The 11,371-nt window shown below is 69.4% G+C and carries 14 protein-coding genes; 9 read left to right on the forward strand and 5 right to left on the reverse strand.

All coding sequences use genetic code 11. The annotated features are described in order from the left end of the window. Window positions 1-95 precede the first annotated feature (95 nt). Together AC3EGR_RS08475 and tsaE are read right to left on the reverse strand one after the other, a co-directional pair. On the reverse strand, window positions 96-1,406 hold the full coding sequence (locus tag AC3EGR_RS08475; protein ID WP_488546024.1) for an N-acetylmuramoyl-L-alanine amidase: 1,311 nt from the start codon (window positions 1,404-1,406) through the stop codon (window positions 96-98). Continuing rightward, on the reverse strand, window positions 1,403-1,897 hold the full coding sequence (tsaE, locus tag AC3EGR_RS08480) for a tRNA (adenosine(37)-N6)-threonylcarbamoyltransferase complex ATPase subunit type 1 TsaE (RefSeq protein WP_488546264.1): 495 nt from the start codon (window positions 1,895-1,897) through the stop codon (window positions 1,403-1,405). The genes AC3EGR_RS08475 and tsaE overlap by 4 nt, the downstream gene beginning before the upstream one ends. 27 nt (window positions 1,898-1,924) lie before the next feature. Between tsaE and queG the strand changes: the two genes are divergently transcribed. Together queG and AC3EGR_RS08490 are read left to right on the forward strand one after the other, a co-directional pair. Beyond that, window positions 1,925-2,980 carry a tRNA epoxyqueuosine(34) reductase QueG gene (gene queG / locus AC3EGR_RS08485; protein ID WP_488546025.1) on the forward strand — a complete coding sequence of 352 codons (1,056 nt, stop codon included), beginning with the start codon at window positions 1,925-1,927 and terminating at the stop codon, window positions 2,978-2,980. Between the two features lie 104 nt (window positions 2,981-3,084). Further along, window positions 3,085-3,471: a response regulator gene (locus AC3EGR_RS08490; protein WP_488546026.1), complete on the forward strand. Its 387-nt coding sequence runs from the start codon at window positions 3,085-3,087 to the stop codon at window positions 3,469-3,471. On the opposite strand, the gene AC3EGR_RS08495 is transcribed toward AC3EGR_RS08490, so the two are convergent. Beyond that, on the reverse strand, window positions 3,468-3,896 hold the full coding sequence (locus AC3EGR_RS08495; protein WP_488546027.1) for a response regulator: 429 nt from the start codon (window positions 3,894-3,896) through the stop codon (window positions 3,468-3,470). The two genes, AC3EGR_RS08490 and AC3EGR_RS08495, sit on opposite strands and share 4 nt — an antisense overlap. A gap of 129 nt (window positions 3,897-4,025) precedes the next feature. Continuing rightward, complete coding sequence (locus AC3EGR_RS08500; RefSeq protein ID WP_488546028.1) at window positions 4,026-4,940, reverse strand: AEC family transporter; 915 nt, start codon at window positions 4,938-4,940, stop codon at window positions 4,026-4,028. A gap of 128 nt (window positions 4,941-5,068) precedes the next feature. Between AC3EGR_RS08500 and AC3EGR_RS08505 the strand changes: the two genes are divergently transcribed. From AC3EGR_RS08505 to infA, 5 genes are all read left to right on the forward strand, one after another. Then, window positions 5,069-6,040 (forward strand): tripartite tricarboxylate transporter substrate binding protein BugE, encoded by a 972-nt coding sequence (locus AC3EGR_RS08505; protein WP_488546029.1) that lies wholly within the window; start codon window positions 5,069-5,071, stop codon window positions 6,038-6,040. Window positions 6,041-6,150: 110 nt separating this feature from the next. Continuing rightward, window positions 6,151-7,035, forward strand: coding sequence for a site-specific tyrosine recombinase XerD (xerD, locus tag AC3EGR_RS08510; RefSeq protein ID WP_488546030.1), 885 nt, complete (start codon window positions 6,151-6,153; stop codon window positions 7,033-7,035). A 10-nt stretch (window positions 7,036-7,045) separates the two neighbouring features. After that, complete coding sequence (locus AC3EGR_RS08515; RefSeq protein WP_488546031.1) at window positions 7,046-8,023, forward strand: Bug family tripartite tricarboxylate transporter substrate binding protein; 978 nt, start codon at window positions 7,046-7,048, stop codon at window positions 8,021-8,023. A gap of 221 nt (window positions 8,024-8,244) precedes the next feature. Beyond that, window positions 8,245-8,463, forward strand: coding sequence for a cold-shock protein (locus AC3EGR_RS08520; RefSeq protein WP_488546032.1), 219 nt, complete (start codon window positions 8,245-8,247; stop codon window positions 8,461-8,463). Between the two features lie 164 nt (window positions 8,464-8,627). Next, complete coding sequence (gene infA, locus AC3EGR_RS08525) at window positions 8,628-8,894, forward strand: translation initiation factor IF-1 (protein ID WP_488546033.1); 267 nt, start codon at window positions 8,628-8,630, stop codon at window positions 8,892-8,894. Window positions 8,895-8,945: 51 nt separating this feature from the next. On the opposite strand, the gene AC3EGR_RS08530 is transcribed toward infA, so the two are convergent. Beyond that, complete coding sequence (locus tag AC3EGR_RS08530; RefSeq protein ID WP_488546034.1) at window positions 8,946-9,746, reverse strand: ferritin-like domain-containing protein; 801 nt, start codon at window positions 9,744-9,746, stop codon at window positions 8,946-8,948. Window positions 9,747-9,867: 121 nt separating this feature from the next. Here AC3EGR_RS08530 and AC3EGR_RS08535 point away from each other — a divergent pair, with 121 nt between their 5' ends. Continuing rightward, window positions 9,868-10,392: a gamma carbonic anhydrase family protein gene (locus tag AC3EGR_RS08535; RefSeq protein WP_488546035.1), complete on the forward strand. Its 525-nt coding sequence runs from the start codon at window positions 9,868-9,870 to the stop codon at window positions 10,390-10,392. Then, window positions 10,392-11,348, forward strand: a complete 957-nt coding sequence (hslO, locus tag AC3EGR_RS08540) for an Hsp33 family molecular chaperone HslO (protein ID WP_488546036.1) — start codon at window positions 10,392-10,394, stop codon at window positions 11,346-11,348. The genes AC3EGR_RS08535 and hslO overlap by 1 nt, the downstream gene beginning before the upstream one ends. The last annotated feature ends 23 nt before the right edge of the window (window positions 11,349-11,371 follow it).

Below are 11,371 nucleotides of genomic sequence, written 5' to 3' on the forward strand. Positions count from 1 at the left end.
TCGTCTGCGGCAAGGCTTCGTTGCAGGCTGATGCTCATTGGCTGAGACAGGCCTGGAGGTCCGGATGGCGGGTCCGGCCCGCAATGGCATGGAAATCAGAGCGGCCGGTTGCGCGCCAGCGGCGGGTTGCGCGAGAAATAGCGCTCGATGCCGCGGATCAGGGCATCGGCGAGCTGCTCCTGGTAGTCGCCGCTGCGCAGCCTGGCCTCTTCCTCGGGGTTGGAGATGAAGGCCGTCTCCACCAGCACGCTGGGAATGTCGGGGGCCTTCAGCACCGCGAAGCCGGCCTGTTCCACCTGGCCCTTGTGCAGGCGCCCCACGCTGCCGATCTCGCCGAGGAGGGCGCCGGCCAGCTTGATGCTGTCGTTGATCTGCGCGGTGGTGCTCATGTCCAGCATCGCGCGCATCACGTGCTGGTCCTGCGCCTTGATGTTGACGCCGCCGATCAGGTCCGCCTTGTTCTCCTTGTCGGCCATCCAGCGCGCCGCGGTGCTGGAGGCGCCGTTCTGGCTCAAGGCGAACACGCTCGCGCCGCGGGCCGTCGGCGTCATGAAGGCGTCCGCGTGGATGCTCACGAACAGGTCGGCCTGCACGCGCCGCGCCTTGTCCACGCGCACGTGCAGCGGCACGAAGAAGTCCGCATCGCGCGTGAGGTAGGCGCGCATCGGGCTGCCCTTGACGCTCCTGGCGTTGATGCGGTCGCGCAGCAGGTGCGCGATCTGCAGCACCACGTCCTTCTCGCGCGTGCCGCCGGGGCCGACGGCCCCCGGATCCTCGCCGCCGTGGCCGGGGTCCAGCGCCACGATGATCAGCCGGTCCGTCTTGGCCATGGCCAGTGCCGGAGCCTGCACTTCGGCGGCCGGCGTGGTCGTGGCGCGTGGCGCGCGCTGCATCTGCTGCGCGATCAGTTCGCCCAGCGGATCGACCGCCGGCGCGGGAGCCCCCACCGGCCCCTTTTCCTTCATGCGCTCGGCGATCAGGGCTTCCAGCGGATCGACCTGCCGGGGCGGGAACAAGTCCACCACGAGCCGGTTCTTGTACGCGGCCACCGGCGGCAGGTTGAACAGCTGCGGCAAGGCCGGCTGCTTGAGCTCCACCTGCAGGCGCACGGTGTTCGCCGCGTGCTGCAGGATGCGGATGGAGCCGATGTAGGGATCGTCGGCCCGCACCTTGGCGACCAGCTCGCGCAGGGTGGGGTCCAGGGCGAGGCCGTCGATGTCCAGCGTGAGGGCCTGCGCCGTGGCATTCATGCGGCTCGCGAGCAGGCCGTCGGATTCGATGGTCAGGCGCGTGTACTCGGGCGCGGGCCACAGGCGCACGGCCACGATGGTGGCGCCGAAGGCGAGTTCGCGCGCACCGAGCAGCAGCACCACGCTGCCGCCCCGCAGGAGGGAGCGTCGCTTCATGCGAGCAGCTCCCGGCCGCGCGCCGTGTTGGCCCGCAGCGTCACGTTGCGGCCGACGTCGTCTTCCGCCAGTGCGATGTGGATGTCCAGGTCGGCCACCGGCAGCACCGCCGCGGCCTTGTCCGGCCATTCGGCAAGCTTCAGGCCCGGGCTGGCGAAGATGTCGCGCAGGCCGGCGTCCTCCCATTCGCGCGCGTCGTCGAAGCGGTAGAAGTCGAAGTGCCAGGCGGGCAGGCGCGGCAGCTCGTAGGGCTCGACCACCGCGTAGGTCGGCGACTTGATGCGGCCTTCGGCGCCGAGCGCGCGCAGCAGGTGGCGCACCAGCGTCGTCTTGCCCGCCCCCAGGTCGCCGTGCAGGGCGATGAACGCATCGGCGATGCCCGGCTGCGCGGCCAGGCGCTCGGCGAAGGCGCGCGTGTCCTCCTCGCCCTGCCAGGTGAGGGGTCGGGGTGCCGTTCCTACAATCGGCGGGTGGTGTTCGACGGTGCCCAGAGCGATGGTCCTTTGCAGCTTGCCCAATTGCGTGATTGGGCCAGCGAGACGGGATTTTCCCAAATCGGCGTGGCCGGTGTCGATCTTTCGAGCGCCGAACCGGGCCTCCTTGCCTGGCTTGCCAACGGTTTCCATGGTTCGATGGACTACATGCAGGCCCACGGTTTGCGCCGGGCGCGGCCCGCGGAACTGGTGCCGGGCACGACATCCGTGATTACCGCACGCATGGACTACCTGCCCGCCACACCGGAGGGCTGGCAGGCGATCGAGTTCGAGCGCCTGCAGCGGCCGGGGGAAGCCGTCGTTTCCCTTTACGCGAGGGGCCGGGACTACCACAAGGTCCTGCGCAACCGGTTGCAAAAGCTGGCCGACCGCATCGCTTCGGCCGTCGGGCCTTTCGGCCACCGGGTCTTCACGGACTCGGCCCCCGTGCTCGAAGTGGAGCTCGCCGCGCGCAGCGGCCAGGGGTGGCGCGGGCGGCACACGCTGGTGCTGAACCGGGAAGGCGGCTCGATGTTCTTCCTGGGCGAGATCTACGTGGACCTCGCGCTGCCGCCCACGGAGCCGGTGGCCGACCATTGCGGCAGCTGCCATGCCTGCCTGGACGTCTGCCCCACGGGGGCGATCGTGGCGCCGTACCGGCTCGATGCGCGTCGCTGCATCTCCTATCTCACCATCGAGCACGCGGGCTCCATCCCGGTGGAACTGCGCCCGCTCCTGGGCAACCGCATCTACGGCTGCGACGACTGCCAGCTGGTCTGCCCCTGGAACAAGTTCGCGCAACCCGCGCTGGTGCCTGATTTCGCGCCGCGCGCGGGCCTGGTGGGCGGCAGCCTGGTCGAGCTCTTTGCCTGGAGCGAGGAGGAGTTCCTGCGCCGCACCGAGGGCAGCCCGATCCGGCGCATCGGCCATGCCCGCTGGCTGCGCAACATCGCCGTGGCCATGGGCAACGCCTTGCGCAAGGGCGAAGACGCGGCCATGCGGGCCGGCCTGCAGGCGCGCCTCGGGCATCCGGACCCCGTGGTACGGGAGCATGTCGCGTGGGCCCTGGCGGGCGAGGGCCACGGCGATCCCGTGGCGTAAGGCCCGTCCTACGGCGATCGCGGCCTTTTCTGACTTACTCAACCGTGCAATTCACATCGAATGTGCATGGCACGTCGCCGTTGTGCGTGCACAGGAAGGTACGCGTGCCAGAGCAGGTCCCGGTATTCATCGTCGAAGACTCCCCGCACATGCAGAGTGCCTTGCGGGAGCTGCTGGCCGTGACCGGCGCCTTCGAGGTGGTGGGGACGGCCGGCTCCGAGACCGAGGCCACCGACTGGCTGCAGCGCCACCAGAGCGCCTGGCGCATCGCGATCCTGGACCTGCTGCTGGCCGAAGGCAGCGGCTTCGGGCTGGTGCCGCGCTGCCGCGGCAACGATCCGCAGGTCAAGGTGGTCGTCTTCAGCGAGTTCGCCAGTCCCGCGGTCAAGGACCGCTGCCTGCAGCTGGGCGCGGACGCCGCCTTCCTGAAGTCGGACATGAACTCCTTCATCCACTACCTGGAACAGGCAGCGTCGGGCCAGGCGTCCTAGGCGGTCGTTCCGGCGAGCTCCTCGACGTAGCGGGCGAGCGCGGCGCTGTCGGTCTTGTGGAACACCTCGTCGGCGCCCAGCGTGTGGCAATGGCGGCGGATCACGTCCGTGACAAAGGCGCTGAAGACCACCACGGCGCCGCCATCGGGGTCCTGCTTCAGGCGGCGCACGATGTTGAAGCCGTCGCCTTGTTCCAGCGTCAGGTCCACGATCGCCAGGTCCCAGCGACCCGCATGCGCGGCGGCCCAGGCCAGGGCCGCGGCTTCGGACGCGGCCACGCCGACGATCTCCGCCTCGGCCACCGAGCACACCAGTTCCTTCAAGGCCACCTGCATGTTGACGGCGTCTTCGACGATGAAGATCTTCAACGCATCCGCTGCATCCGGCGCTTTCGCCGCTCCCGACCGCACGACGTCCTGGCTCATGGCGTTCCTTCCCTCAGCGGCGCATTGGCGCATGCCGGGCTGGGCGGCACTGTAGGCAATGTCCTGCGCGCCTGTCAGTCCCCGCCCGGTGTGCGCAGCACTTCACGGCGTGCACGCGCAACTTTTGTGTCAACCCCCCGGCCACAACACGCCCAACGCGAAGGGCAGGCTGGCGAGACCGAGAAGCGTCGACAGCGTCAGCAGCCCTGCGACGTACGGGCCGTTGTAGCCCATTCGGGCGGCCAGGACGTAGCAACTCGACGCCGTGGGCAGGGCAGCGAAGGCGAGCAGCACGCTGGCTTGCACCGGATCGAGCCGAAAGGCCCAGGCCAGCGCGGCGCCCACCAGCGGCAACAGCACGTGGCGGATGGCGAGCAGGCTGGCGCTCAATGCTTTTTGCTGCGCCAGGTGCGCCAGGCGCATGCCCGCGCCCGCCGCCATGAGCCCCAGCGGGATGGACGCGCCACCCACGCGCGCCACCGTGGGTTCCAGCCAGGCCGGCACGCGCAGGCCCGCGAAGTTGGCCGCCAGGCCCAGCGCGGTGGCGATGATCAGCGGATTGCGCAGCAGCGCGCGCGCCAGGCCGGTCTGCGAATGCCTGGCCATGGGCCACACCGCCGCCACGTTGAACAGCGGCACGCACACGCCGATCAGCACCGCGATCAGCAGCAGGCCCTGGGCGCCCGCGAGCCGCTCGGACAGCGCCAGCGCGATGTACGAGTTGAAGCGGAAGGCCACCTGCGCCGCGCCCGCGTGCTCGCGGGCGTCGATGCGGCGCGCCAGCCAGGGCAGGTGCGGCAGCAGGTACGCCAGCGCAATGCCGCTCACGCCCAGCAGCAGCCCGGCGCCGATCAGGCCCGAGGTGGCGCCCAGGTCCAGCGGGCTGCGCACGATGGACTGGAACAGCAGCACGGGAAACAGGAAGAAGTACACCAGGCTCTCGACCTGTTCCCAGACGGTCCGGTTCAAGGCGGTGTAGCGGCACACCAGGTAGCCGCAGAGGATGAGCGCGAAGTCGGGAAGGAGCAGCTGCAGGAAATTCACCGCGCGCAGGATAACGGAAGGCTTGCGTGCGGCTGAGGGCTTACCCGCAAGATGTCCGCTGCCGGCGGCGGCCCCGCGTTGCGGGCTTAGGATGCGGGTTTCGCATCGACTGCGACAAGGAGAGCTGAATGAATCGACGTGTCTGGATCGCCGCTGCCACGGGCGTGCTGGCGCTGGCCGCGGCGCCTGCCTTCGGGCAGGCCTATCCGACCAAGGTGGTCCGCCTCATCGTGCCGTTCGCGCCCGGCGGCACGACCGACATCGTCGGCCGCGTGATCGCCGAGCCGCTGGGCAAGCAGCTCGGGCAGAGCGTGATCGTCGACAACAAGTCCGGCGGCGGCGGCGTGGTGGGCGCGCAGGAGCTCGTGCGTGCCCCGGCCGACGGCTACACGCTGGGCGTGGCCACCGTCTCGACCACCGCGGCCAACCCGGCGATCAACCCCAAGATCCCGTACAACCCGGTGAGCGACTTCACGCCCATCATCAACATCGCGGCGACGCCCAACATCATCGCGGTGCATCCCGGCTTCCCGGCCAAGGACTACAAGACCTTCCTGGAGGTGCTGAAGAAGAACCCGGGCAAGTACTCGTACGCCTCCTCCGGCACGGGCGGCATCGGCCACCTGCAGATGGAGCTGTTCAAGACCATGTCTGGCACCTTCGTCACGCACATCCCCTACCGCGGCGCGGGCCCGGCCCTGAACGACACGGTGGCCGGCCAGGTGCCCATGATCTTCGACAACCTGCCGTCGGCGCTGCCCTTCATCAAGGAAGGCCGGCTGGTGCCGATCGTGGTGGCGGCGCCGCAGCGCCTGAAGGACCTGCCCAACGTGCCCACCTTCAAGGAGGTGGGGCTGGAGCCGGTGAACCGCCTGGCCTACTACGGTATCGTCGGCCCCAAGGGCCTGCCCAAGGAGATCGTGGCCAGGATCCACGACGGCACGATGAAGGCCCTGCAGGACCCCGCGGTGCGCAAGCGCATCGAGGACACCGGCTCCATCGTCATCGGCAACACGCCCGAGCAGTTCGCCGCCCAGATCAAGGCGGAATTCGACGTGTACAAGAAGGTGGTGGAGTCGGCGAAACTGAAGCTGGACTGAGTCCGGCCCACCGCAACCGACCCTTGTCATTGCGGGCCTGGCCCGCCATCCAGGCGGCCTCCCACGCCGCCTGGATGCCGGGTCCAGCCCCGCATGACATGCTCTGCGGCATGAGCACCGAAGCCATCGACACCTTCATCGACGCCCTCTGGCTCGAGGAGGGCCTGTCGCGCAACACGCTGGCGGCGTACCGGCGGGACCTGGAGCTGTACCAGCGCTGGCTGGCGCCGCGCGGGCTGCAGCTTCCCGCCACCGGCGAAGCGGACCTCCACGCCTATTTCGCCGCGCGCCACGCGGACACCAAGGCCACCTCCGCCAACCGGCGGCTCACCGTGTTCAAGCGCTACTTCCGCTGGGCGCTGCGCGAGCGCCTGATCGATGCCGACCCCACGCTGCGCCTGCAGTCGGCCAAGCAGCCGCTGCGCGTGCCCAAGACGCTCACCGAGGCGCAGGTCGAGGCGCTGCTCGATGCGCCCGACGTGGACACGCCCCTGGGCCTGCGCGACCGCACCATGCTGGAGGTGCTGTACGCCAGCGGCCTGCGCGTGAGCGAACTGGTGGGCCTCAAGACCTACAACGTCGGCATGAACGAGGGCGTGCTGCGCGTGCTGGGCAAGGGCAGCAAGGAGCGCCTGGTGCCCTTCGGCCAGGTGGCGCGCGACTGGATCGTGCGCTACCTCGCCGAGGCGCGCGCCGACATCCTCGCGGGCCAGCAGAGCGAGGACATGTTCGTCACCGCGCGCGGCCAGGGCATGACGCGGTCCATGTTCTGGATCATCGTGAAGAAACACGCCCGCGCCGCCGGCATCACCGCGCCGCTGTCGCCGCACACCTTGCGGCATGCCTTTGCCACGCACCTGCTGAACCACGGCGCCGACCTGCGTGCCGTACAGATGCTGCTCGGGCACGCCGACATCTCCACCACCACCATCTACACCCACATCGCCCGCGAGCGGCTGAAGGTGCTGCATGCGCAGCACCACCCGCGCGGGTGAGCCCCATGCCATGACTGTTCCTCGCTCCTGCTCCCGCCGCGCCGCGCTGCTGGCGCTGTCGGCGCTCGCGCTGCCCCTGCACGCGCAGAGCTGGCCCTCGCGGCCGATCCGCGTCATCGTTCCCTATCCTCCGGGTGGCATCAGCGACCTGGTCACGCGCGCGATCGGCGAGAAGCTGGCCGCGGCGCTGGGCCAGCCCGTGGTGGTGGAGAACAAGGCCGGCGCGAGCGGCACCATCGGCATGGATGCGCTCGCCAAGGCGCAGCCCGATGGCCACACGCTGGCGTTTTCGGCGATCAGCCCGCTGACGCTGAGTCCCGCGGTGGGCAAGGTGCCCTACGACGCGGAGCGCGATTTCACGCCGGTGGCGAGCGTCATGGTGTCGCCGGTGCTGCTGCTGGCGACTCCCGCCGCGGCGGCGCGCGACTTTCGCGAGCTGCTCGCGCGCGCCCGCGACTGGCCCAACACCGTCCGCTGGGCGACCTCGGGCCAGGCTTCGCTGGGGCACCTGATGCTGGAGCAGTTGCAGGCGGCGGCGAAGGTGCGCATGGTGCACATCCCTTACAAGGGCGGCGGCCAGCAGATCACCGATGCGCTGAGCGGCCAGTTCGAGGTGCTGTCCGTCAATGCGGGGCCCACGATCACCGAGCACATCAAGGCGGGCCGGCTGCGGCCGCTCGCCGTGGGCGCGCCGCGCCGCCTCGACAGCCTGCCGCAGGTGCCCACGCTGGCGGAGCTGGGCTATCCGTCGGCGAACCTGTCCTCGCAGTTCGGCTTCTTCGCCCCGGCCAACCTGCCGCTGCGCATCTCCGACCGGCTCAACGGCGAGATCAACCGCGCCATCGAGTCCGCCGACGTGCGCAATCGCCTGCTGGCCAGCGAGAACGTGCCCACCGGCGGCACAGCGCGCGAGTTCGCGCGCCAGGTGACGGCGGAGGCCGACAGTACCGCGCAGATCGTGAAGGCGGTGGGGATCAAGGTCGACTAGCCGAGCGTGTCTCGCCGCCTCGCTGCAAGCGGCGGGACGCGAAATCGGTTACCATCGCTGCGCTGACGTTTTACAAGAGTCTGCATCTCTAGGTTGCTCTTCCCCCGCTTCCGCTTCCGCGGCGAGCTTCAGTCGAATTTCCCACCGATGGTTTTCTTGGCGTTCGCGCCGCGCGGCGCAGTGCTGCCCGCCCGGAAACCTTTGCATAAAGAGAGTTCGACATGACGACGACCAACCAGACCGGAACCGTGAAGTGGTTCAACGACACCAAGGGCTACGGCTTCATCGCGCCCGATGACGGCGGCAAGGACCTGTTCGCGCATTTCCGCGAGATCCAGGGCGACGGCCACAAGACGCTCGCCGAGAACGCGCGCGTGCAGTTCGACGTGACCGAGGGCGCCAAGGGCCTGCAGGCCTCCAACATCCGCCCGGTTGCCTGAGACCGGCAATCGCGGAAGGCCCGAGGGCCCTCCCGTCGGTGGCTGCAAGGGCCACCGGCCCCGGTGGCCCGAAGCTGCCGCGCGGACGATCCCCGTCCGTTCCCGGATCGTCCCGTCACCACACCCCCGAGCGGCGTGAGCCGCAGCCCTGCAAGGAGCTTTTCATGGCCAAAGAGGAATTGATCGAAATGCGTGGCCGGGTGGAGGAAGTCCTGCCCGACTCCCGCTTCCGCGTGAAGCTGGAAAACGGTCACGAGCTCATCGCCTACAGCGGCGGCAAGATGCGCAAGCACCGCATCCGCGTGATCGCGGGTGACGACGTGACGCTGGAGCTGTCGCCGTACGACCTGAACAAGGGCCGGATCATGTTCCGCCACCTGCCGGAGCGCCGCACCGGGGCGCCGACGCCGCGCAAGACCTTCAAGCGCTGAGACGCACGTCCCGCGCACACCCTGGAGCCCGTCGGCATCGCGCCCGACGGCTCACTCCGGCTGCGCCGCCAGCCACGCCAGTTCCTCCGCGCTGAAACCCGCCCGCCGCCGTGCTTCCTCGTTGAACGGGGGATGCAGCCGCGGCGCCGCGTAGCGCTGCACCAGCACACCGTAGTGCGCCACCGGGTCCAGCCCGTTGCGCTCGCACAGCCATCGGTACCAGTGGTTGCCGATCGCGACATGGCCCACTTCGTCGCGCAGGATGATGTCCAGGATGTCGACGGCGCGCAGGGCGGCCGGCGTGCCCACCTGGCGCAGCTTCTGCTGGATCTGCGGCGTCGCGTCCAGGCCCCGCGCCTCCAGCGTGCGCGGCACCAGCGCCATGCGCGCCACGATGTCGTCCTTCGTCTTCTCGCACATGGCCCACAGGCCGTCGTGCGCGTCGAAGTCGCCATAGGCGTGGCCGAGCGAGGCAAGATGGTCTGTCAACAGGCCGAAGTGGTACGACTCCTCGGCCGCCACGCGCACCCAGTCGTGGTGGAAGGCCAGCGGCATGCCCTCGAAGCGCCAGGCGGCATCCAGCGCCAGGTTGATCGCGTTGAATTCGATGTGCGCGATGGCGTGCAGCAGCGCTGCCAGTCCCTCGGGCTTGGCCGGCGAGCGCCGCGGCACCCGGGCCGGGTGCACCAGGCGCGGGAGCGCCGGCCGGCCAGGCAGGCAAGCCGGCGGCACCGGGATGGTGGGGGAGAGGGGGCACTGCCCGGCCTGCGCATGCAATTGCGTCGCCAGCGCGGCCTTCGCGCCGGGATCGGCCTCGCAAAGGGCCCGCAGAGCCCGTTCACGGAGCTCCATCCCTACAATTGTAGGGAACACCGCGCTGCATGTTGTCCCGCGCGGTCCTCGCAAGATCCTGGTTTGGCTCTGCGTGCAGCGGCACGCAGGCCCGCCGGAATAACAAGGTCAGGAAAAAACGATGGCGATCTACGAACTCGACGGCATGGCGCCGGAACTTGCGGAAGGCGCCTGGGTCGCCGACAGCGCGGAGGTGATCGGGCAGGTGCAGATGGGCGAGAACGCCAGCATCTGGTACGGCTGCGTGGTGCGCGGCGACACCGAATGGATCCGCATCGGCAGGAACAGCAACGTGCAGGACCTGTCGGTGCTGCACGCGGACTTCGGCGTGCCGCTGACCATCGGGGACAACGTGACGGTGGGCCACCAGGTGATGCTGCATGGCTGCACCATCGGCGACGGCTCGCTGATCGGCATCCAGGCGGTGGTGCTGAACAACGCGAAGATCGGCAGGAACTGCATCGTCGGCGCCGGCAGCGTCGTCACCGAAGGCAAGGAGTTCCCGGACAACTCGCTGATCGTCGGCTCGCCGGCGAAGGCCATCCGCACGCTCGACGCCGAGCAGATCGCGCGCTTCCAGACCATCCCGCCGCACTATGTCGACAACGCGCTGCGCCACGGCCGCAAGCTCAAGAAGATCGGCTGATGTCCGAGCTGCACAAGTTCCTGTTCGACGGCTTGCCGGTGCGCGGCATGATCGTGCGCCTCACCGACGCCTGGCAGGAGATCCTGACGCGCCGGCGCGCCGACGACGCGCACTCGACCTGGCCCTGGCCGGTCACCCGCATGCTGGGCGAAATGGCCGCGGCCGGCGCCCTGATGCAGGCCAACATCAAGTTCAACGGCGCGCTGATCATGCAGATCTTCGGCGAAGGCCCCGTGAAGGTGGCCGTGGCCGAGGTGCAGCATGACCTGAGCCTGCGCGTGACGGCCAAGGTGGTGGGCGAGGTCGAGGCCGACGCGCACCTGCAGGACCTGGTGAACGTCAACGGCCGCGGCCGCTGTGCGATCACGCTGGACCCCAAGGACCGGCTGCCGGGCCAGCAGGCCTACCAGGGCGTGGTGCCGCTCAATGCGACGCAGGGCGCGGGCCAACCCAACCTGGCGGACGTGCTGGAGCACTACATGCGCCAGTCCGAGCAGCTCGATACCAGGCTCGTGCTCGCGGCCGACAACAACGTCGCCGCCGGGCTCCTCATCCAGCGCCTGCCCGCCGAGGGCGAAGCCAACATCAAGGGCATGGAGCTGGAGGAGCAGATGGAGCACTTCAACCGCATCGCGACCCTGACGGCCAGCCTCACGGGCGACGAGCTGCTGCAGCTCGACGTGGAAACCATCCTGCGCCGGCTCTACTGGCAGGAGAAGATCCTGCGCTTCGACCCGCAGACGCCGCGCTTTGCCTGCACCTGCAGCCGCGAGCGCGTCGCCGGCATGATCCGCGGGCTCGGCCAGGAGGAGTCGGACAGCATCCTGGCCGAACGCGGCGCGATCGACGTCACCTGCGACTTCTGCGGCCAGCACTACCGCTTCGACGCCGTCGATGCCGCGCAGGTGTTCATGGCACCGGGCGACCGGCCGCCGGCGTCGTCGACGGTGCAGTAGCACCTATTCATACATGGGGTGGC

Source organism: Ramlibacter sp. G4-7 (genome assembly GCF_057784995.1).

Excerpts from the sequence above, each read along its gene's own strand:
- AC3EGR_RS08475 (WP_488546024.1), bottom strand. The coding sequence starts at position 1,406 with ATGAAGCGACGCTCCCTCCTGCGGGGCGGCAGCGTGGTGCTGCTGCTC.
- AC3EGR_RS08495 (WP_488546027.1), bottom strand. The coding sequence starts at position 3,896 with ATGAGCCAGGACGTCGTGCGGTCGGGAGCGGCGAAAGCGCCGGATGCA.
- AC3EGR_RS08505 (WP_488546029.1), top strand. The coding sequence starts at position 5,069 with ATGAATCGACGTGTCTGGATCGCCGCTGCCACGGGCGTGCTGGCGCTG.
- xerD (WP_488546030.1), top strand. The coding sequence starts at position 6,151 with ATGAGCACCGAAGCCATCGACACCTTCATCGACGCCCTCTGGCTCGAG.
- AC3EGR_RS08515 (WP_488546031.1), top strand. The coding sequence starts at position 7,046 with ATGACTGTTCCTCGCTCCTGCTCCCGCCGCGCCGCGCTGCTGGCGCTG.
- AC3EGR_RS08520 (WP_488546032.1), top strand. The coding sequence starts at position 8,245 with ATGACGACGACCAACCAGACCGGAACCGTGAAGTGGTTCAACGACACC.
- infA (WP_488546033.1), top strand. The coding sequence starts at position 8,628 with ATGGCCAAAGAGGAATTGATCGAAATGCGTGGCCGGGTGGAGGAAGTC.
- AC3EGR_RS08530 (WP_488546034.1), bottom strand. The coding sequence starts at position 9,746 with ATGGAGCTCCGTGAACGGGCTCTGCGGGCCCTTTGCGAGGCCGATCCC.
- AC3EGR_RS08535 (WP_488546035.1), top strand. The coding sequence starts at position 9,868 with ATGGCGATCTACGAACTCGACGGCATGGCGCCGGAACTTGCGGAAGGC.
- hslO (WP_488546036.1), top strand. The coding sequence starts at position 10,392 with ATGTCCGAGCTGCACAAGTTCCTGTTCGACGGCTTGCCGGTGCGCGGC.